Source organism: Paenibacillus daejeonensis DSM 15491 (assembly GCF_000378385.1).
GTDB classification, from domain to species: Bacteria; Bacillota; Bacilli; order Paenibacillales; family Paenibacillaceae; genus Paenibacillus_D; species Paenibacillus_D daejeonensis.
The window spans coordinates 1-21,778 of sequence record NZ_KB899689.1 but is presented as its reverse complement, the minus strand read 5'-3'; the positions used below and the strand labels follow the sequence as shown (position 1 = coordinate 21,778).

Below are 21,778 nucleotides of genomic sequence, written 5' to 3'. Positions count from 1 at the left end.
CAGTCTGACCAATATGGACGCGGCGGAGAAGATCGTTTACCTAGAGGTGACAACCTACAACGAGCGTTTTGAGAGCCGCGTCATCCGTGGATTTAATGATGCTCTGGTGAAGGAGAAACTCCAGGCGCTCTTTGAGGAGCGTTATCCGACAAGGGAGGAGGAAACCTAAACCACCCTTCGGGCTCCCGCGCCTTCGCTTGGGCTACACTCGTCTATCTATTTCAACACCTAATTACACGCCACTCGTTGGGAGTTGTTCCCTGCTTACACAAACTTCTTGACGCTACCGGTTTCACCCCTAGATCTAAGAAATAACGGAAAATATACTCCATAATTCTACGTTAACAGCCCATTGGGGGTATAAGCGTACATACTCAAAAAATGAGTGGTTCAGTGCACAGATAAGGCGTTGCGCTTTAACTACTACCCTTTCTTTTCAAAACCGTATGGATAAGAATCAAAATCGCAATTAAGAAAAAAAGAAGTATTTTGACAGTTGTTACTTCCATAAAATTACTATACCGTTCTGAAGCCCAATTTGCACGTGCCGATTTGAAATCCCCCCGTCAATCTGTTATAATGTTGCCAACATGCAAACGCAGTGAAGGGACCAGTAGACAGGTACACGCGTTATCAGAGAGCTCCGGTAGCTGAGAAGGAGTAAGGCGAACCTGATCGAACAAAGACCCTGAGCGGCACATTGGAATCTGCGTTAAGCGGAGGATGGTGTGACAGGAGCTCCTGTTATAGAGCTAGAGTATACGCGACGCTTGGCGAGGCCGTACTTGAAGAGGCGGATATGGCAACATATCGGCGAATCCGGGTGGTACCACGAGAATGTTAATCTCGTCCCTGAGACAGTTGTCTTGGGGATGAGATTTTTTGGTTTTTACAGGCTTCCGGGCCGCAGACAGTAGAATATGGTCGATTCGGGGCATACGGTACATCAAGCGAAGCAATCGGGCTAACAGTAAGCGAATAGAGGAAAGGATGGGAGAGACAGTATGACAGCAAAATTGAGAGCAGGTATCGTCGGAGGAACAGGCATGGTAGGGCAACGGTTCGTCCAATTGTTGGATGGGCATCCGTGGTTTGAGGTCACTGCAATTGCGGCGAGCCGTAATTCGGCAGGCAAAACCTATGAGGAATCAGTACAAGGACGTTGGAAGCTCGACACGCCAATTCCGGATGCGGTAAAAGGGATCATCGTGCAAGATGCAGCCGAAGTCGAAGCGGTCGCAGGCGGGGTGGATTTCATTCTTTGTGCTGTAGATATGAAGAAGGACGAGATCAAAGCGCTGGAAGAGGCCTATGCCAAAACCGGTACGCCAGTAGTTTCCAACAACTCGGCTCACCGCTGGACGCCGGATGTACCGATGGTCATTCCAGAAATCAATCCAGGGCACCTGGATATTATCGAAACGCAGCGCAAGCGGCTGGGCACATCGACTGGCTTCATCGCTGTTAAGCCGAACTGCTCGATTCAGAGCTACGTACCAGCGCTGCACGCGCTGCAAGAGTTCAAGCCGACCACTGTAGTCGCATCAACGTACCAAGCCATTTCGGGTGCAGGCAAAAACTTCACCGACTGGCCGGAAATGCTCGACAACGTGATCCCGTACATCGGTGGGGAAGAAGAAAAAAGCGAGCAGGAGCCGCTGCGAATCTGGGGTAGCATTGATGGGGAGCAGATCGTCAAAGCCAACTCACCGCAGATCACGACTCAGTGTATCCGTGTGCCAGTAACTGATGGACACTTGGCGACAGTCTTTGTGAACTTCGAGAACAAGCCGTCCAAAGAAGAAATTCTGAACCGCTGGCAGGCCTACCGAGGCCGTCCGCAGGAGCTGGAGCTGCCAAGCGCGCCAAAGCAGTTTATCACGTACTTCGAGGAAGAAAACCGTCCGCAAACTAAGCTGGACCGCGACATCGAAGGCGGCATGGGCGTATCTGCTGGCCGTCTGCGTGAAGACTCGCTGTACGATTTCAAATTCGTTGGCCTTTCGCACAACACCTTGCGTGGTGCTGCTGGCGGTGCCGTCTTGATTGCCGAGCTGCTCAAAGCAGAAGGCTACATTACTGCGAAGTAAGTTATACAAATAAGCTGCACAATACAAAACGGGTCGCCCTGAGGCGACCCGTTTTTGCTTAAATGAAAAAAATATATAGGTTTCGTCTATAGATCAGCTTTTCAGTCTCCAGAATGAAACTTGCGAAGCCGCATGCTATCGAAGCCAGTTTTGCTTTGCAAAACTCTTAGGGGCAGCCGTTTTACCTTGATGTTTGGCTGTTAGGTTGGAAAAGGGCTGTATAGAGCTGAAATAAGTGCCGTGGCGGTCGTTAGCGTAAGGAAGTAAGTTAGGTGTGACGGCTGGGGCAATGACGGCTTGCTGTGCTAACTTGCTAAGCATCCTATTCCAACCAATCTCGACTATTGTATACGACACGCTCTTCTTCATCTAAGCCTATAATGTCGAGGGTTTGAAATGACTCGTCAGCCATATAAAACCATACTCGCGCCACCTCAGTCGTCATCATCTCGGTTGAGTTCCCATTAACCAGGATATGCTCAATCGAGGGATTGCTAACGACGCCATACGCCACATACACATCCAGCTCATCAAACTCTGCAGCTGTATAGCTCAAACCATGGACATCATGTGAATCCACCATGCCCAGCAAGTGGAGTTGATTCCGATCCGCTTCCCCTAAAGCTAGACCGAGCTGCTGCTCCGTTGTCCAATAAAAGGCTGCCTCAAGATTTTCGTGGGACTCCATATAGAGCACTCGATCATAGGAGGGGATGGCAGAAGAAATTCGCTTTTCAATAGACGGTACTGCCGTAGAGTAGAAATAGAGCATCACAGCACCAATCCCCACCAGCAGGCCCAGGCTAAGTGTTACGGGTAGTCTTCTCATAGCCACCTCCTAATCCGAGACGTCGCTATAGCTAGTTTCCCGAGTTCTATCCGCCCCGCGAAGACCGATACCGAACCGAGCCCGCGGCATCCCTGCCCTGGATTTCCTCCGAAGCGGGACGCTCTTCAAAGAAACAATACCACAACGCTGTTTCGTCCAGTTTGAATGTGTCGCAAGGAGTGTCATTCACGTATACCTGCGTCACGGATGGATTTCCAATCGCACCATAGAGAAAGTAATCGCCAGTGGACGCCAAAGTACGTGAGGCAGACATTGATCCATGACGAGACGGAAGGGCTGTATTGCCGAGTCGGTGCGCTTCTTTATTAACAGAGGGCTCTAGCAAGCCTACACCCAGCCAGCCCTCTTGATCCTTATAGAATCCGATCTCTATACCGTCATGCGTATCCAGATGCACAAAACGGTTAAACGAAGAGTCGAGCTTCGGAATTTGACGCTCCAGGGAAGGGACAGGAGCAAAATGCTGGTTCACATAAAAGCCAGCAGTCAGCAGGACGCCGAATATGACAACCGTGATCAAGAAATTGCGCATAGTCTCATCCTCTCTGCTCGCCTCTCTGCTTGTCGTATCGAGGACCGCGCTATAGCATTCTCCTAATAAAGTAATACACCGCGATGCCGAGCATCGCCAAGATGAAGAAAAGTCCACCAATCATAATAAAAATATTTGTCCAAACAAAATGCATTCGTAATCACCTCAAACCTAAGAGTCCTCTTTAACCCTACTATACCTGTTGGTACGCGACAACCTTTTCAGACAGATTTATCCTCAGAAAAGCTGTGCAAAAGGTTTCCTATGACCTGAAGTAACGCTATACTAGACGTAATCGAAGGCGCCTTGTTGAGGGCTGCCTACCAAAGGAACGTGAACGGATATGGTCAAAGCAGTGGATTTTACCTCCTAAAATAATGCCATTACAATTTTAGGAGGTTAACCATGAAATTTCACCCCATAAACTTGAACAAGTGGGCCCGCGCGCCCTATTACAACCACTACATGCAGCATGTACGCTGCACCTTTAGCATGACAGCCGAACTCGATCTTACCACGCTTTTGACAGAGGTTCGGGCAAGGGGTATCAAGCTGTACCCGGTTTTGATTCATATGCTGGCTACTGTCGTCAATCGCCATCAGGCGTTTCGGACATGGCTGGATGATGAGGGGCGGCTTGGGTATTGGGAACAGGTATGGCCCGCCTATACGGTGTTTCATGAGGAGGATCAGACATTTTCGTCGATCTGGACACCATACGAGGAGTCATTTCCGGCGTTTTACGAGAGCTACCAGCATGATACGAGGACATACGGCAATGTACGCAAGCTGGCAGCCAAGCCGGATGAACCGCCGCATACGTTTCCGGTATCGAGCATTACCTGGGTGAATTTCACCAGCTTCAATCTCAATATCCACAATGAAGGGCTGTTCCTGCGTCCGATCTTCACGATGGGGCAGTATGCCGAGCACAATGGAGCCACGCGGCTGCCGCTGTCCATTCAGCTTCACCATGCGGTATGCGACGGCTATCACGCTGGCCTGTTGTACCGGGAGCTGCAGGAGAGAGCGGATCAGTGCAGGGAATGGCTACCGTAAATTTAAACCAAACGAAGCTCCGGAGTCACATCCGGAGCTTCTTCCACACGGATTATTGTTCGAACTCGGACTGTTGAAGAATGGCCGAAGCGGCAGTCCATCCGGGTCATTCGTACACAGTCCTCCCGTTAGTTAACCTTCCTTGTTCTTGTAGATCCACACAGAGATTCCATACGATAGAAGATAAACAAGCAAGGATACAGCCACCAGACTGATCGAGAAGATCCGGTCATAGCTGGGGGCATCCGCACCCACGAAGAGCAGCAGGCCCATTGAGACCAGGAAGAACATACCCAGGCCGAAGCCGACGCTCATCAGGGTGATTTGATCGGACTTCTCGGTCCCCCACCAGAAGGTGAGTGGGTACGACAATGCCCCCATACAGAGGACGATGCCGATCGCGCGCAGCGAGAAGTTATAGAAGGTATCGGCCGAAGGGGAATCGATAAAGAATGTCGTCCCAAAAAACAACCCATAGGCAATAAGCGTGCCTGTCGCAAGAAGCAGCAGCAGCCAAATGTAATGGCTCCTTACCAGCTGGCTGCGTCTTAGCGGCAGCGTAAAAACAAATTTGTTCCATCCGGACATCGCATCATGCTTCAATACTTCAAAAGCCGGCTGGATCATCAGAATGAAGGGGACAAATGCAGCGGCTCGAAGGGCGATCGACTGTTGGGCAAGATGAAGCCCAAGGCTGACGAACACCGTGAGGAGCAGGGCGTTCCGGATACTTTTATCCGTAGAATAGTAATGGTTGAGCAGAAGTCCTCTCATTTGGTCTCACCTCGCATAAGCAACAGAGTTACCTCGTCCACGGAGAACGGTCTCCGGTTGAACGTTGCAGGCAATGTGTCAATCGGCGTGACAAGGACATCAATTCCGTCATCCTTCTTGCGATAGGCCGCTACAATCTCTTGAGGAACAGACTGATATTCTTCCGGGGTGCACGTCAAGATCGCGTAATCGGATACGAGCGAATCTTTGGAGACGTTGAGCAGAATTTCCCCGTTTTTGATGAAAATCAGCCGATCCGCCACTTTTTCAATATCACTCGTAATATGCGAGGACATTAACACGCCGCGATCTTTATCCTTCACTACATCCAGCAACACCTCAAGAATCTCCTCCCTGCCCACCGGGTCCAGCCCGGCCGTTGCTTCATCTAGGATAAACACCTTCGCCTCATGGGAGAGGGCCACGGCCAGGGAGAGCTTCATCGACATTCCCCTTGAGAAATGCTCGATATTCTTATCCGTCGGCAACCGGAAGCGCTCCAGATATCCGCGATATTGACTTGCATCCCACCTCTGGTAGATGTGGCTGAGCACGTGGCCTAACTGGACCGCATTCAAATTTTTGGAGAAGTTCATATTGTCGAAGACCACGCCCAAGTCCTCTTTTGCCGCTACCTGATCCCGATCAACTTCCTTGCCAAGCATGCGAATAACACCGTCGTCCTTCTTCAACGTGCCGATAATGGTCCCCATCGTGGTTGTTTTACCTGCGCCGTTCTCGCCGATGAACCCGACAATAGAGCCATAGGGAATGGAGAAGGAGATTCCCTTCAAGGCAAAGGAAGAGTTCGTGAACCGCTTCGTTACATCTTCTAATTCGAGAATGGATGACATGAAGTAAGCCTCCTTGCATACATGAATTATTTTCTGGAAAAAATATACACTATTACATCCTTTAGTGCCGCAAGCACAATGGCCACAACCATAACCGCTGTTACAAAGTTAAAGAACAGAAAATCGTAAGGAGCGAACCAGGTGGTGAACAGTTCATCAGGCAAGGCATCCATAATCGATCGGGCGAAATTGCCTTGCTCTCTTAGGTTCGGGTATAAAGCGAAGAAGTCCATCGTTAGAAAAATCAACTGTACGAGTAGAAACACCAGCACGGTCGTTACCCAAGACTTCAGTCGACTGGAGGGAGTCGCTGTGGGGTCTCCCATACGAATCACTTCCTTTCGTTGGATAGGGTATAGTCAACTGCTGCGTATGAGATAAGGATAGAGGAGATCATCAATCGCTGCCTTAAAAACCCCGCCAAAAGAGGGAGAATGGCCTTGAATGGAGCCAGAGAGGAATAAAAAAAGCCTTGCGCATAGGCAAGGCTAGAAGGTATAAGCACGTTTCCTTAGCATATAGAGGGCCAATAGAGCAAAGACTCCAGCTAGGAAAATGAAATAAAAGAAGGGGTAAACGAAGGCTGCTCCAGGTGCCTCTACGATATTCTCCAGACCTTCGGCAAACACGTGATTGGGGAGAAGCTTCATCAGAAACGACCATTCATGATTCGACAGCAGACGATTGATTATTTCCAGGGCAATAAAAATGATGATGATTGGTGTCCCCCAGAAACTAACCTCGATCGTATTCTTGGACAAGGCTCCGAGAAGTGCGCCGAGGGAGAGCATCATCAGGACGCACGGAATGCTATACAGCACGACCAGGATACTGAAGAAAAGGCTCACGCCACCAAGCCACGCAATGACAAAGCAGGACGCAAGCGTGATTACGCAGGCAAGCAGAGCTTTGACACTAAGAAGACTTGTCAGCTTATAGCCCTGTTGATGAAGGAGGCGCCAGGTGCGTTGCTCCTTTTCCTGGACCAGCAGAAAGCCCATCATAAACAAAGGCAGGAACATGAGGGTAAAGATAATTAGAAAGCTCCAGGAAGGCGATCGGTCTTGAAAAAACAAAGAGGCCAAACCTGAAAATGGAATAAATAGCAAAACGAGGGCCTGGCCATTGGAACGCAGATCATGCATTTCTTTGTAGAGTAATGTGCGGAATTGTTGTCTTGTCATAAGGCCCCCTACATCTGCAGCATTTCTTTGAGTGTGGCGTAATTTCCTTTGGATAGCGGTACAGTAGTGCGCTTGCGGTCATCCAGGCTCAGGCTGTAGCTGTTCTTGCTCCATACGATGATCTCCCGGACCCGCTGCAGATTGACGAGATAAGACCGATGACAACGAAAGAAGCCCAATGGACTCAGGCGCTGCTCCAATTCCTTCAGTGGAATGGGGGTATCGAACGTTTCACTGTTCACATACAGTTTGGACTGGCCCTCGCTGCTCTCCACATAATCGATCTCCAGCGGGTCGAACAAAATGATTTTGTCCTCGGCCTTGGCGGTGATCTTCTGGAGCTTGAACGGCGTGGCAGCTGGCTGGGAAAGGACATCCTCGGCCTGGTCTGTCTGTTCGGCCTTGTCTGCTTGGTCTAGCGCATCGCTTAAGGCATGAAGGCCGCGCTCGTTCAAGCGGTAGGGCTTGCCTAGCTGTATTGCCTCCTCCAGCGAGGTGCTGGTCACGATGACATGGCGGTCCGACAAGTGCGCCAACAAGGTGAAAAACGCCTGCTTGGTCTGACGATCCGCATGAAGAATCGGCTGGTCAAACAGACAGACCGGACTTGGCATGACAAGGCTCCGTGCATAATGAAGGCGTCGATGCTCTTGGCCTGTCAGATGCTTGATCCGTTTGTCGGCCACTGGGGCAAGGTCACAGATTTCCAATATATTGCTTTCGTCCGCTCGCTGACCTGAGAGCTTGCTCCAGAACCGGATCTGCTGCCGCGGCGTCAATCGCGCATAGAGCCCGTCCGACTGCAGGTACACAAACGGCACTTGGATCGCCTGCTGTCCGGAGGAGGCGAGCAACGAGGACGCGTTTTTTAGAAACGAGCTATAAAAGGGCTCCAGCCACTCGATATCACTTTGTATGGCGATGGGCTTGCCTGGCTCAATGGCAACATCAATATCAGGCAGCAGCACCGTATTACCTTTAATGATAGAAGACATTTGGATCGTTAAGGACATGGTAAGACTCCTTGATTTGAGTTATGGGACGGTCATTGCATGTATGCTCTATGGACTAGTGTATCGGCATTTTGGCAGATAGACAAATCTTTCAATCGGAACCGGCGCCGATACAAGCTATAATAGAAGCATAACGGTCCGTCTCCGGACAGGGAATGGTACGAGTGGGGACGGTCATTGCGAGTGGGGAAGGGATTGGAAAATGAAAGACGAACAGGCTTTTTTGGATGTGGTACGTAAGGAAGCGGGCGTGGAGCTGAACGCGATTCAGCATCAGGCCGTCACGACAACAGAGGGACCGCTGCTGCTGCTTGCCGTACCGGGCTCAGGCAAAACAACAACGATGATTATGCGAATCGGCTATCTAATCCAGGTGAAGGGGGCTTCTCCCGAGCGGATCAAAGCTGTCACGTTCAGCCGGGCATCCGCGCAGGATATGAAGGATCGCTACGGACGATTGTTCCCGGGCATGATGCCGCCCGCCTTTTCAACGATTCACAGTCTGACCTACGAGATCGTGCGGGAGCATCTACGCCGGCTGCGGCAGCCCTTCCAGCTCATTGAAGGAGAAGGGAAGGACGGCGAAGGGGAGACCTCGGCAGACGGGGTGCCGCTTCAGAAGCGGGCGATGCTGCGCGAGCTCTACCGCCGTCTCACGAGCAATGTGCTGGCTGAGGATCAGATGGAGGAAGTGACGGCCTACATCAGCGCGGTTAAGAACCGGATGCTGTCGCGCGAGCACTGGTCGCAGGTGAAGACCGATGTGCCACAGGCTGATGAGCTGCTGCAAGCCTATGAGACATTCAAGGAATCAGGCTACATCAAACGGCTCATGGACTATGACGATATGCTGACCATTGGCGAGCAGGCGTTGGCCGAGGATGAAGCGCTGCTGCGCCGCTACCAGGAGCGTTATGACTATATCCTCACGGACGAAAGTCAGGACACCTCGCTGGTCCAGCATGCGATCATGGCGCGGTTGTCTGCGAAGCATCGCAATCTGTGCGTCGTCGGTGACGATGACCAGAGTATCTATAGCTGGCGCGGGGCGGAGCCTTCGTATTTGCTGAGGTTCCGTGACATCTACCCGGAAGCCCAGATTCTCTATATGGAGCAGAACTACCGCTCCTCCCAGGAAATCGTCGAGACGGCTGCCCGCTTCATCGAGCGCAACCGGCAGCGCTACCCCAAGCGGATGCATACAGCCAACCCGTCCGCAGAGCCGATCCGCATCCATCAGCTGGGCGATCCGTATGAGCAAGCACGTTACGTGGTCCAGCAGGTGCAGCAGGCTGAGAATTTGGCGGAAACAGCGGTGTTGTACCGGAACAATGCCTCATCAATCCTGCTGATGCACGAGCTGGACTTGGCGGGTGTGCCGTTCTATATGAAGGATCGGGATAACCGTTTCTTCTCCCACTGGGTGACCCAGGATATTCTGAACTTTATGCGCATGACCTTCACCGACCGGCGTCCGGAGCTGCTGGAGCGCATTCATCTGCGGATGAGCGGGTATATCAGCAAGCATCAGATGGCGGTGCTGCGGCAGATTGATAACGGCGAATCCGTCTTCGACAACCTGCTGACGCATGTGCAGCTCAAGGATTATCAGCCCAAGCTGCTGGAGGAAGCGAGAGATACGTTTCGGGAAATGAAAGGCATGCCGCCCTTGTCAGCCATCCGGGTGATCCGCGGCCGGCTCGGCTACGACAAGGCACTGGAGACGATGTGCAAAAGGTTGGGCTACCGCAAGGACTTTTTGCTGGCCATGCTGGGTACGCTGGAGGAGATTGCCGGAACCCAGGAGACGATGGAGGCCTTTGCGGCGCGGCTTCAGCACTTGCAGTCGGCGCTCGGAGCATCCAGGGCAAGAAGGGGCGGACAGGCGGTGACGTTGTCGACCTTTCATAGCGCCAAGGGTTTGGAATTCGAGCGGGTATACATGGTCGATCTGATCGAGGGCGTCGTGCCGTCAAGCGCGGACCGGGAAAGCGAGGACCTGATGGAGGAGGCCGCCCGCTTGTTCTACGTGGGCATGACCCGGGCCAAGCGGCATCTGGAGCTGCTCCTGTACCGCCGCAACGAGGAGACGAAGACGGAGGAGTCCGGCTTCGTGTCGCGGGTACGGGGGATTCAAAATCCGCAGGCGGAGGTGCCGGGCGGCGGCGTGCGCGTATCGGGGCGTAGCGGCAAGACGGAGGAGCTGCCTCCCATTGGACCGCGTACGATAACAGACGGTTCGGAGCTCTCGGTTGGCATGGAGCTGAAGCACCGCCTGATCGGCCGCGGCGAGGTGACGAGCCTGGAGGGCGACACCGTGGAGATCACCTTCTCCAGCGGCCCCCGCAAGCTGTCGGTCCAGATCTGCCTGGAGAAGCGCCTACTGGAGCGGCTGGGGTAAGGGAGAGCATGAAAAAAAGGAGATGAGTCAGGTATGACATTGCAAACGGTTAGAGGTCAAGTGAATGCGGAGCAAGCGGGAGTAATCTTGGAGCACGAGCATGTGCTTGTAGGATTCGTGGAAGAAGGACGCCTATCGCCCGACGATTATGACCGGGATGAAGTGGTCTCTCGTATTGCACCATTGCTGCTTCAATTAAAAGCAGCAGGCTGTAACACAATGGTCGACTGGGCTTTCAGGAACAGGTTGCCCTGCTGAAAGGATTGTCGGCTATCGGGGTCCAACATCGAGTGCTGTTGTCGCAAGATACGGGCTGGTATACGGTTGGAGAACCTGGCGGTGGAACAATTCGGTCCTATCATCTCATGTTTCAGGACTTTTTTCCTGCAGCAGCGGCGGATGGCGTACCAGTGGAATGGCTGCAAAAATGCGTTACGAGCCATGCCTTTGAGGCGATGAGCATCAGGAACTGAAGCCTAGAACAGCCACAGCTCCTGGTAGGAATGTCCAGAGCTGTGGCTTGAGATTAAGACGGGTTGATTTCAGGTCTATCGACAATTATACTAATAAGTAATTAACTTATCTATTTACATAACTGTAAAGGAGGCTGGGTCAATGACGGAGGGTGCGAGCGAGCTGATTGAAGCGTATTGGCGAATGCACCGCAAGGAGCATGATGCCAAGGCACACGCGGCCACAGATCACAAAATTAATGAGACCCGGCTGTTGATGCTGCTCAAACGCGTGCATCCCGAGGGGATGAAGGTGAATGAGCTGAGCCGGGCGATGCATGTGACATCGCCCTTTGTCACGCAGTTGTTAAATCAAATGGAAGAAGGCAACTTGATCGTCCGCAGACGGGATACCCAGGACCGCCGCATGGTGCAGATCGGGTTAACCGAGCAAGGGCTGGAGGCTGCGGCGGGCGTGCATGATTTTTTTCACAAGCTATTTGCAGGATTGGCCGAACGGCTCGGACCCGAGGATAGCTACAAGCTGGCGGAGTTAATGCATAAAGCCATGGATTATATGGAAGAGACGCTTTCCAAGAAGGGGTGAGGAGCTTGCTTCAACTGTTCCGTTATCTGAAGCCGTATACCCGGCAGATTTCGTTAATTATTGTTGCTATTTTTGCCGCCATTATGTTGGAGCTTTATTTGCCCACCCTGATGGCGAACCTGGTTGATGTCGGCATCGTGAACGATGACATGCCCTATATTTATCGTACTGGTGGATGGATGCTCGTCTGCGCATTGCTGGCAGCGGTGATGACCGTGACCGTATCGTATCTGACCTCGCGGGTATCCTCTGGCTTTGGCCGGGATGTGCGCCGTCGTCTGTTCGTTCAGGTCGAAGGACTGTCCATGCAGGAGTTCGAAAAATTCGGACCCGCCTCGCTCATCACCCGCACGACGAATGATATCCGGCAGGTGCAGGATGTGGTGAATATGATGCTGGGGATGATGACCCGTGCGCCGATTATGATGGTTGGCGGTCTCATTCTCGCCATCTCTCGGGATGCGCAGCTCTCGTTAATATTTCTGGCGTCCCTGCCGATTCTGGCGGGAGCGATCATGCTAATCGTTCGCTTCGCCGTTCCCTTGTTCGGGGCGCTCCAGAAGAAGACTGATCGCCTCAATCTGATTCTCCGCGAATCCTTGATTGGCGTCCGTGTCATCCGGGCCTTTAACCGGGTGGACGATGAGAAGCGGCGTTTCAATGTAGCCAATGAAGACTACCGGGATACCGGAATCAAGGTCAACCGGCTGCTCGCTTACATGTTCCCCGTTATGCTCATCGTGATGAACTTTACGAGCATCTCTATTATCTACTTTGGCGGTATTCGCGTAGATCAAGGTACTATGCAGATCGGGAATATGATGGCCTTCCTGCAGTACGCGATGATGATTCTGATGTCGCTGATTATGCTATCGATGGCACTCGTTATGATCCCCCGGGCCCAAGCCTCGGCCAAGCGGATTAACGAAGTGCTGCAGCTGCAATCCTCCATCCGTGATGCCGCTACGACTGACAAGGGAAGCGGACGGGGAGCGTCCCTGGTGTTCAAGGACGTGACCTTCCGTTACGAGGGCGCTGCAAGGCCAGTGCTGGATGCCATCTCCTTTGAAGCCCAGGCTGGCGAGACGACAGCGATTATCGGAAGTACGGGCGCGGGCAAAACCACCCTGCTGCAGATGATTCCCCGGTTCTATGATGCGGAGTCGGGCAGCGTGCAGATCGGGGGTACCGATGTCCGGCAGCTGCCGTTGAAGGAGCTGCGAGAGTCGATCGGTTACGTCCCGCAAAAAGCTTCCCTCTTCCGGGGCACGATTGAGGACAATGTTCGATTCGGCAATGAGGGAATGACAGAAGAGCAGGTACGGCATGCGCTGACGATTGCTCAGGCGGCTGACTTCGTTGACACGCGCGAGGGCGGTTTGGCCAGTGAGGTCAGTCAGGGCGGGGGCAATCTCTCGGGCGGCCAGAAGCAGAGGCTCTCGATTGCCCGCGCATTGGCAAGGAAGACAGATATCTATCTGTTCGACGACAGCTTCTCGGCGCTCGACTACAAGACCGATGCCCGGCTCAGGGCAGCTCTGAAGGATGAGCTGCGGGAAGCCGTCGTACTCATCGTCGCCCAACGGATCAGCACGGTGGTCGATGCCGACCAAATTATTGTGCTGAACGAAGGCAAGGTCGCTGGCATTGGTACGCATGACGAACTCCTGGCTACCAATGAGGTCTATCAGGAAATCGTCGCATCCCAGCAGACAAAGGAGGAGAGCGCATGAGTGGACCAAGAGGACATGGCCCCGGGGCAGCCGCGATGATGCCTGGGCAGAAGCCCAAGGACGCGAAGAAAACGCTGCGTCGTCTGTTGGGGTACTTGAAGCCTATGCAGCTGCGGCTGATTACCATTGCGTTTCTTGCCTTGCTTGGGACGCTGTTCAACGTCATCAGTCCCAAGCTGTTAGGGGATGCAACCACGTCCCTGTACGAGAGCTTTATGACCGGGACCAATGTGGATTTTGATTTTATAAACCGGATCCTGATTCTATTGGCAGTCCTGTACCTGGCTTCCGCATTCTTTACCTTTCTGCAGCAGTTTATTATGGCGGGGGTAGCGCAGACGACGATTGCGGGTCTTCGTAAAGAGGTAAACGAGAAGCTCTCGCGCATGCCTCTACGATATTTTGACAAGCATTCGCATGGTGACCTGTTGAGTCGGGCCGTCAATGACATCGACAATATTAATAACTCGCTGCAGCAAGCGCTGATGCAGATTATTACCTCGGTCATCACAGTGATTGGTATCATCGTCATGATGCTCTGGATCAGTCCGTGGCTGACCTTGGTGACGCTGCTCACCTTGCCGCTTAGTGCAATTATTATCCGCTTTATCGCTTCCCGTTCGCAGAAGCAGTTTATCCGGCAGCAGACCGAGCTCGGAGGCGTTAACGGCCATATCGAGGAAATGTACAGTGGTCACCAGGTAGTCAAAGCTTATGGTTACGAGGATCGGGCGGTAGAAACCTTTGATGAAATGAATGACAAATTGTATCAGGCCAACTGGCGGGCGCAGTTCTTCTCGGGACTGATGATGCCGCTGATGATGTTCGTGAGCAATTTGGGTTATGTCGTCGTGACAATTGTCGGTGCGATACTGGTGTTGGGTGGAAGTATTCCTCTTGGTGGCGTGCAGGCCTTCATCCAGTACACCCAGCAATTGAACCAGCCGCTCATCCAGGCTGCCGGTATTGCGAATATGATTCAAACGGCACTGGCCTCTGCAGAGCGTGTATTCACGCTGCTCGATGAAGAGGAAGAGCCGCGCGAGACGCCGGCTACTCTCAAGCCGGGCAGTGTCGACGGACGAGTGACGTTCCGGGATGTTAGCTTCGGCTACGAAGCAGGCAAGCCGATCATCCGCGGTCTGAATCTGGCAGCGGAAGAAGGGCAGACGATTGCGATCGTCGGACCTACCGGAGCCGGCAAAACAACCATGATCAACCTGCTGATGCGATTTTACGAAATTGATGGCGGTAGTCTGCAAATAGGGGAGACGGATTACCGGAAGATGAGCCGGGAGCAGGTGCGCGGCGAATATGCGATGGTAATTCAGGATACATGGCTGTTTAACGGCACGATTCGCGACAATATTGCTTATGGCAAGGAAGGCGCAACGGAGGACGAAGTTATCGCGGCGGCGCAGGCAGCATATGCGGATGATTTCATCCGTAAGCTGCCGGATGGCTATGACACGGTGCTGGGTGAGGATGCGACCAATATTTCGCAGGGCCAGCGTCAGCTGCTGACAATCGCTCGGGCCATCATTTCCGATCCGCGGATTCTTATCCTGGATGAGGCGACGAGTAGTGTCGATACGCGTACGGAGATGAATATTCAGAAGGCGATGAAGGCCATTATGAAGGGCCGCACCAGCTTCGTCATTGCCCATCGCTTGTCGACCATCAAGGATGCGGATCTCATCCTGGTGATGAACCAAGGAGAAATCATCGAGCAGGGCACGCATCAGGAGCTGTTGGCTCAGGAAGGCTTCTATGCCGATCTCTACAACAGCCAGTTCTCGGAGCCGGATACGGCTTAAGAAGAATGGAACCTTTGACGCACGGCCGTGGCCGTCGATCGACGACCGCCTTCATGCCGGATGTTGCGGTGTGGGGGCGGTTTTGATTATGAGCAGGGCAGGGGAGAAGCAGAATGACACAAGGGAATGAAGAGAATTATCGAGAACGGTTGAGCGGGGATTGTGAACGGTGCTTCGGGTTGTGCTGTATCGCTTTGCCATTTGCCAAATCTGCGGATTTTGCCATGGACAAGTCGTCCGGCTCTCCGTGCAAAAACCTGCGGGAGGATTACCGTTGCGGGATCCACACGGCGCTGCGTGACCGGGGCTTCCGGGGCTGCACGGTCTATGATTGCCATGGTGCAGGACAGCATATCTCTCAGATCACTTATGCTGGCCGCGATCCGCTGTCTCATCCGGAGCAGGCAAGCGAGATGTACGAGCTGCTGCCGGTGATGCAGCAGCTGCACGAGATGCTGTTGTTTCTCGAGGAGGCGCTTAGGCTGCCGGCTGCTGCTGAGCTGACGAGCGAGCTGCGCGAACGGCTCGCTGCAATCCAGGCGCTGAGGCTGCTGCCGCCGAATGAGGTGCTGGAGCTGGACATTCCGGCTCACCGTGCCACGGTAGGGCCTGTGCTGCTGCGCGTCAGCGAGCTGGTGCGTGCAGCAGCACCTCGCGATGGCGGAGCAAGCGGCGGGCGCAGCGGAGAACGTAGCAGCGGCAAGGCTGGCGGAGGTGGCCGCCAGGGATTGAAGCGGCGCGGGCAGGGAGCTCAGGGGGAAGCGCCGGGCGCCCGCAGCGGTGATTACATCGGCGCTAAGTTGAGAGGCGCTGACCTGCGAGGCGCCAACCTGCGGGGGGCGCTCATGCTTGCTGCGGACCTGCGGAACGCAGATCTGCGTTCGGCCGATTGGATTGGCGCGGATCTTCGGGATGCGGATCTGCGTGGCGCCGACTTATCCGGCAGTGTTTTCCTGACGCGGATGCAGCTACGCTCCGCCAAGGGCGACGCTCGCACACGCTTGCCCGCTGGCCTGGAACGGCCATCACACTGGGACTGATTTAGCAAGCTAGGGGTTGCCAAACCTGCCATGATTCGTTATTGTGGGATGAAGACGATTGAAGATAAATGTTCGGAGGGATATGCCATTCAGATCAGAAGTAGCACAACGGCCGACATCCCACGGCTTGTCGATGTGTGGGAACGCTGCTCCCAGATTTCTCATGCCTTTATCCCGGCCTCGTATTGGGAAGGCCAGCGGGAGGCGATGGCCCAGCAGTATCTGCCGGCAGCGGAGTCCTATGTCTTGGAATCAGACGGAGAAGCATCGGGCTTCATCTCATTGATGGACACGCGCGTTGCCGCGCTGTTCGTCGACGAGGCGCAGCAAGGCAAGGGCTACGGTAAGGCGTTACTGAACCACGCCAAATCTTTGCGTTCCCAATTGAACCTGCAGGTCTATCAGAAAAACGAGTCAGCCGTCCGTTTTTATAAGCTGCAAGGCTTCGACATTACCGAGGAATGCGCGGACCCCCATACCGGCGAGCAAGAGTTCGTCATGGTCTGGGCACGTTCCTCCTAGCATCGCTAACGGCTGCTGCCGTCCCAAGCCCCGCCGGTTGAGCCGACCCGGCGGGGCTTGGCGTATCTTGCTCCGGGCGCTGCTGCGTCCGGGAATGATTTATCGCATCAAACATACACTATTCAAGGATTAGACTCGTTAATGGTTTAACCCGAAAGGAAACTTGCTGCTATGCCTATACTTCTCTTCGTAATAGCCATCATCCTGGCTTCACTTAATATGCGTCCAGTCATCACATCCGTTCCTCCTCTGCTCGGTGAGTTCCAGACCGAGCTGGGCATGAGCGGGCTTGCTGTCAGTCTACTAACTTCGCTGCCGGTTCTGTGCATGGGCGTTTTTGCCCCGCTGGCCGTGACACTCGGACGCCGTCTCGGAGTGGAACGCGCGATTCTTGGCGCCATGGTGCTCATAGGCGTGTCCACTGCAATACGCGCTTTTGCAGGCTCCTCGACCTTGCTCATCCTGACTGCGTTTCTCTCAGGCGTCGGCATTGGTATTGCGGGACCGCTGCTGTCCGGTTTCATCCGTCAGCGCTTCGCTAACGGTTCGCTGCTAATCAGCGTGTATTCCGCTTCACTCGTCCTGGGTGCGGCGCTGGCTGCTGCCTTCTCTGTGCCGCTCTACGAATGGCTGGGCGGTTCCTGGCAGAACGCACTGGCGAGTTGGGGACTGCTGGCCGCCGCAGCCGTGCTCTGCTGGGGGCTGGTTGCCGCCCGTCCGGCACCTGTCTCACCAGGGACGGCCGGCTATCGGTTGCCGCTCGGGGACAAAAAGGCCTGGCTTTTGACGCTAATGTTTGGTTTGATGGCGAGTATCTTCTACTCGATGACCGCCTGGTTGGCGCCGATTGCCGAATCGATGGGCTACACCAAGCAGGAGGGTGGCTTAATCCTGACCGTCTTCACATTGATTCAGCTGCCGATGAGCTTCTTGATCGGTTGGCTGGCGGCACGCTATCAGCGGCTGGCGATGTGGCTGGTGTTGTGCAGTATCAGTGAGCTGATCGGCCTAGCCCTGCTGTTGGGCGGTGCTTCACCGCTTGTCAGCGGACTGCTGATCGGCATCGGTGCCGGAGGCTTGTTCCCGCTGGCTCTGCTGCTGCCGTTCATTGTGACCCGTCGGCCGGAGGAGGTCAGCTCCTGGTCCGCATTGAACCAGGGCGGCGGCTACGTCTTGGGGGCGGCGGGTCCGCTGCTTGTTGGCCGAGCGCTGGATTGGACCGGCAACTTCCAACTGGCGCTGTATGGCCTGATGGGTGCCGTGCTGGTGATGATGACACTGCAGATCATTGTCGGCAGCAGTCTGCAGGCGAAGATTACAATGAAGCCCGGCAAGTGAGCATGCACGTTTGATTGAAGCAGGACCCGCAAGACTTTAGTAAGAAAAGCGCTCCCGGAGCGCTTTTTTTCTTTGCCCGCCATCCGTCTGCTGTAACACACTTTTCTTCCTCTATTGGATCGCAAGTCCGCCACCCGCCGGCAGTAGCGCACCATTCTTCCTCTATTCGCTCGTAGATCCACCAACCGTGCGCTGTAACACACCTTTCTTCCTTTATTTGCTCATAGATCCACCGACAGGCGTTTTTCGTGATCCGCACCCGCTCCTTCCGCCGCACGTCATGAATAGGAGCCTTCCCTATGATACAATGGGGGGTACAAGAAATATTGAGCCGTTCAGCGATCAATGGTTTGGGAGGATGCCATGCGACAATTTCCTGCACATATTACGTTCTGCTATCCCTGGCGCTCTTATCAGCAGCGCATCTTGGACCAATTGGAACAGCATCTACGAACCAGACATCTGCATCTTGTAGCCCCGCCTGGCTCAGGCAAGACTGTTCTGGGTCTGGAGGTCATGCTGCGGATGAATCAGCCGACGCTTATCGTTGCGCCGACACTCACCATCAAGCAGCAATGGGCGGACCGGTTTACCGAGCTATTCCTGCAGACGAAGGAACGGCCAGACTGGCTGTCGACCTCGCTCAAGCAGCCGGGCTTCGTTACTGTGACGACGTATCAGGCGCTTCATAGTCTGTACAAGAATGAAGCTGACGGGGCAGACGAAGGGGCGGATGCCGAGGTTTCCGCGGACGGAGAACTGGAGCAGCCCTCCGAGGATGAGGACCTCGCGCCGGACGCGCTGTCAGCGATCCGGCAGATGGGTTTCCGGACACTCATCCTTGACGAAGCACATCATTTGCGGACCGCATGGTGGCGCAGTACGCTAAAGTTCCGCAAGGAGCTGGAGCGACCGGCGCTCATTGCACTGACTGCAACGCCCCCCTATGATGTACAGCCCCGGGAGTGGCAGCGCTACGAAGAGCTCTGCGGACCGATTGACGCTGAGATCAGTGTTCCCGAGCTGGTGCGTGAGGGGGAGCTGTGCCCGCATCAGGATTATATTTATCTCTCTACTCCGGATGAGTCCGAGGCCGGACCGCTGCGAGCCTTCCGTGCCGAAACGTCCCGGCTGCGGGATGAACTGCTGCAGCAGCAGGAACTGATCCGCCAACTGGCGGAGCATCCTTGGATCCGCGAGCCAGAGCAGCATCTGGAGGCAATCTTGGCTGCACCGGCCTACTACTCCAGCATAGCCATCTTCCTGCGAGCAACCGGCCGTCCGGAGTGGGAGGGAGCACTGCAGATTTTAGGCATGAAGGCCAAGCAGATGCCAGCGCTGGATGAGGAATGGCTGGAAGAGCTGCTGACCGGCGTACTATACCAGGATGAGCAGATTGATACAGACCACGCAGAGCTGAAGACGCTTGCCAAGCAGTTGAACAGGATGGGGGCGGTTGAGCGTCGCAAGGTGTATCTTCGCTCTACGCCATCCTTTGACCGTTCCCTCGTTCATAGTGCTTCCAAGCTGAGCAGTATCGAGCGAATCGTTGGTTTTGAGAAGGAGCAGTTGGGGCCGCAGCTGCGGATGGTCATTCTTTCGGATTACATCCGCCGAGAGGATATGCCGAAATCACCGGAGGACATGCAGCCGTTAAGCCGGCTGGGTGTCGTCCCGGTCTTCGAGCTGATTCGCCGACGGGCGGGAGGACTGGAGCCCGCAATTCTGACCGGGTCGCTGGTCGTGCTGCCGCTATCGGCGCTTCCGGTTGCTCAGGAATGTGCTGCTGCACTGGGGTTGCAGTTGCATACCCGACCGCTTCCTCATGATCCTGCCTACCTTGCGCTGGAGGTTAGGGACGCCAATCGTTCTCAGATGGTGGCGATAATGACGGAGGTATTTACCCGGGGGGGCGTCCACATCCTCATTGGCACGGCGGCCTTGCTCGGCGAGGGGTGGGATGCGCCAAGCATCAATTCGCTGATTTTGGCCTCCTATGTGGGATCATTCATGCTCTCCAACCAGATGAGGGGGCGCGCCATTCGCACGGAGCGGGGGAATCCCGGTAAGGCATCGGCGATCTGGCATCTCGCCTGTGTGGATTCAGGGATCCGGGGCGGCGGGCAGGATCTGGAAGCTTTGGGTAGAAGGTTCCGCTCCTTAGTCGGCTTGTCCATCGACGGAGAGACGATCGAATCGGGAATCGCGCGTATGGGCATGGACCAAGAGGCATATCCGCCTGAGCGGATCGCCCAGCTGAACTGGGACACGCTGGAGCGGGCCAAGCGGCGAGGCCAACTGCATGAGAAGTGGCTGGCTGCAATCGCACTGGGCGGCGGAATGGCTGAGGAACTGTTGGCGTTAGATGACCTGGCGCCCCGTCCCCTTATCTATGGGGAGACCATCAAGGCGCTGCTCATTACTGCCTTGGGTACCTTTATCGGAGTCATACTGGAGCTGCTATCCGAGTATCGGCTGCTCCAATCAGATATGCCGTGGTGGCTAACCTTGCTGCTGGCTCTCAGCCTGGGTGTTCTGATAGGCGGATTCTGGCTCGTCCGCGCAGCTCGGCTCGCAATCCGGCACCGTTCGCTGGAGTCCAGCATGCGCCAGGTGGGCTGGACGGTATACGCGACGCTGTATGATATGGAGCTCGTGCAGGAGGAACCAAGCTTGCAGCGTATCGGGATTGAAGAACAGGATGGCGTTTTTGCTTGTTGGCTGAAGGGTGGTACAACCCAAGAGCAGACGGTGTTCCTTGAGGCGCTGCGCCAGGTGCTGGAGCCGATCGACAATCCGCGTTATCTGCTCTACCGGGAATCACGGGGACCGCTGGGCAAAAGACGGGATTACCATGCCCTGCCCGAAGTGGTTGGCCGCCGCAAAATCCATGCCGAGCAGTTTCTGGCCCATTGGCAGAAAAAGGTGGATCCAGCCGCGCTAGTCTACACTCGGACGCCGGAGGGGCGCCGAGTTCTTCTCACTGCAAGGGGCCGGGCGATGTCCGCCCATTTCCAGACCAAGTCCGAGCGAATCAGTGCGTGGCGCTGACGCTCGGCCTATTCTGAGCCAGATGATGCCAATGTCATCTGGCTTTTTGTTTGATGTAGATAACGTGCGCCCGCCACCCGCCAGCAATAAGGCACCTTTCTTCCTCTATTTGCCGATAGATCCACCACCCGAGCGCTGTAACACACCATTCTTCCTCTATTTGCTCATAGATCCCAGAAACCTTGCAAACAATTTAACATGCAAGGACGAAAAGTGTTCAATCAAAGGCCTCATGTTCCATGCAGTTGGAGGCATCGTACTCTTTTGTAGTTACGCCCGCATGGAGTGGTCTTTGTTACTACCGCACGAGCAGTAACTTTAAATGGACACACCTCAAATAAGCTAGGAGAACAAGACTTTTTTTAGTTAGTTATGCAATTAAAAACCTCATCACTTGGTTCTAATAGAAGAGTAACCGACGCTTGGGATACCGTTTGGGATGAATACGGGGACGGCCTCCT

The 21,778-nt window shown here is 54.4% G+C and carries 19 protein-coding genes and 1 pseudogene; 13 read left to right on the top strand and 7 right to left on the bottom strand.

The features are described 5' to 3' along the window. A pseudogene (locus F556_RS39330) lies at positions 1-169 on the top strand (IS256 family transposase); the annotation flags it as partial. An 835-nt stretch (positions 170-1,004) separates the two neighbouring features. Then, positions 1,005-2,090, top strand: coding sequence for an aspartate-semialdehyde dehydrogenase (gene asd / locus F556_RS0132740; protein WP_020621232.1), 1,086 nt, complete (start codon positions 1,005-1,007; stop codon positions 2,088-2,090). Positions 2,091-2,412: 322 nt separating this feature from the next. Here asd and F556_RS0132735 read toward each other — a convergent pair whose 3' ends face one another. Together F556_RS0132735 and F556_RS0132730 are read right to left on the bottom strand one after the other, a co-directional pair. Then, entirely contained in the window at positions 2,413-2,919 is a 507-nt protein-coding gene (locus F556_RS0132735) for a hypothetical protein (RefSeq protein WP_020621231.1), read from the bottom strand. A 46-nt stretch (positions 2,920-2,965) separates the two neighbouring features. Further along, positions 2,966-3,472, bottom strand: a complete 507-nt coding sequence (locus F556_RS0132730; protein WP_020621230.1) for a hypothetical protein — start codon at positions 3,470-3,472, stop codon at positions 2,966-2,968. A 405-nt stretch (positions 3,473-3,877) separates the two neighbouring features. On the opposite strand from F556_RS0132730, the gene catA reads away from it, so the two are divergent. Beyond that, positions 3,878-4,531, top strand: coding sequence for a type A chloramphenicol O-acetyltransferase (gene catA / locus F556_RS0132720; RefSeq protein WP_020621228.1), 654 nt, complete (start codon positions 3,878-3,880; stop codon positions 4,529-4,531). 132 nt (positions 4,532-4,663) lie between these two features. Here the strand turns inward: catA and F556_RS0132715 are convergent, their stop codons facing one another. The 5 genes from F556_RS0132715 to F556_RS35940 form a co-directional block, all read right to left on the bottom strand. Next, on the bottom strand, positions 4,664-5,305 hold the full coding sequence (locus F556_RS0132715; RefSeq protein WP_020621227.1) for an ABC-2 transporter permease: 642 nt from the start codon (positions 5,303-5,305) through the stop codon (positions 4,664-4,666). Beyond that, positions 5,302-6,159 carry an ABC transporter ATP-binding protein gene (locus F556_RS0132710; protein ID WP_020621226.1) on the bottom strand — a complete coding sequence of 286 codons (858 nt, stop codon included), beginning with the start codon at positions 6,157-6,159 and terminating at the stop codon, positions 5,302-5,304. The genes F556_RS0132715 and F556_RS0132710 overlap by 4 nt, the downstream gene beginning before the upstream one ends. Before the next feature lie 26 nt (positions 6,160-6,185). Continuing rightward, positions 6,186-6,485 carry a YfzA family protein gene (locus tag F556_RS0132705; RefSeq protein WP_020621225.1) on the bottom strand — a complete coding sequence of 100 codons (300 nt, stop codon included), beginning with the start codon at positions 6,483-6,485 and terminating at the stop codon, positions 6,186-6,188. A gap of 162 nt (positions 6,486-6,647) precedes the next feature. After that, positions 6,648-7,343, bottom strand: coding sequence for an ABC transporter permease (locus F556_RS0132700; protein WP_020621224.1), 696 nt, complete (start codon positions 7,341-7,343; stop codon positions 6,648-6,650). An 8-nt stretch (positions 7,344-7,351) separates the two neighbouring features. Beyond that, positions 7,352-8,356, bottom strand: a complete 1,005-nt coding sequence (locus F556_RS35940; protein ID WP_020621223.1) for a LytTR family transcriptional regulator DNA-binding domain-containing protein — start codon at positions 8,354-8,356, stop codon at positions 7,352-7,354. A 202-nt stretch (positions 8,357-8,558) separates the two neighbouring features. Between F556_RS35940 and F556_RS0132690 the strand changes: the two genes are divergently transcribed. From F556_RS0132690 to F556_RS0132645, 10 genes are all read left to right on the top strand, one after another. Beyond that, positions 8,559-10,757 carry an ATP-dependent helicase gene (locus F556_RS0132690; protein WP_020621222.1) on the top strand — a complete coding sequence of 733 codons (2,199 nt, stop codon included), beginning with the start codon at positions 8,559-8,561 and terminating at the stop codon, positions 10,755-10,757. Positions 10,758-10,790: 33 nt separating this feature from the next. Then, positions 10,791-11,015, top strand: coding sequence for a hypothetical protein (locus F556_RS0132685; RefSeq protein ID WP_020621221.1), 225 nt, complete (start codon positions 10,791-10,793; stop codon positions 11,013-11,015). 38 nt (positions 11,016-11,053) lie between these two features. After that, positions 11,054-11,230, top strand: a complete 177-nt coding sequence (locus F556_RS0132680; RefSeq protein WP_157273055.1) for a hypothetical protein — start codon at positions 11,054-11,056, stop codon at positions 11,228-11,230. A gap of 142 nt (positions 11,231-11,372) precedes the next feature. Beyond that, positions 11,373-11,816 carry a MarR family winged helix-turn-helix transcriptional regulator gene (locus tag F556_RS0132675; protein WP_020621219.1) on the top strand — a complete coding sequence of 148 codons (444 nt, stop codon included), beginning with the start codon at positions 11,373-11,375 and terminating at the stop codon, positions 11,814-11,816. Between the two features lie 5 nt (positions 11,817-11,821). Next, positions 11,822-13,549 (top strand): ABC transporter ATP-binding protein, encoded by a 1,728-nt coding sequence (locus F556_RS0132670; RefSeq protein ID WP_020621218.1) that lies wholly within the window; start codon positions 11,822-11,824, stop codon positions 13,547-13,549. Next, on the top strand, positions 13,546-15,366 hold the full coding sequence (locus F556_RS0132665; protein WP_020621217.1) for an ABC transporter ATP-binding protein: 1,821 nt from the start codon (positions 13,546-13,548) through the stop codon (positions 15,364-15,366). Before F556_RS0132670 ends, F556_RS0132665 begins: the two co-directional genes overlap by 4 nt. 113 nt (positions 15,367-15,479) lie before the next feature. Continuing rightward, positions 15,480-16,406 (top strand): pentapeptide repeat-containing protein, encoded by a 927-nt coding sequence (locus F556_RS0132660; protein WP_020621216.1) that lies wholly within the window; start codon positions 15,480-15,482, stop codon positions 16,404-16,406. A gap of 48 nt (positions 16,407-16,454) precedes the next feature. After that, positions 16,455-16,928 carry an N-acetyltransferase gene (locus F556_RS0132655; protein ID WP_051108825.1) on the top strand — a complete coding sequence of 158 codons (474 nt, stop codon included), beginning with the start codon at positions 16,455-16,457 and terminating at the stop codon, positions 16,926-16,928. A gap of 171 nt (positions 16,929-17,099) precedes the next feature. After that, a complete protein-coding gene (locus tag F556_RS0132650) occupies positions 17,100-18,266 on the top strand; it encodes an MFS transporter (protein WP_020621214.1) in 1,167 nt (388 codons plus the stop codon). Between the two features lie 363 nt (positions 18,267-18,629). Beyond that, a complete protein-coding gene (locus F556_RS0132645; RefSeq protein WP_020621213.1) occupies positions 18,630-21,317 on the top strand; it encodes a DEAD/DEAH box helicase family protein in 2,688 nt (895 codons plus the stop codon). Positions 21,318-21,778: the final 461 nt, after the last annotated feature.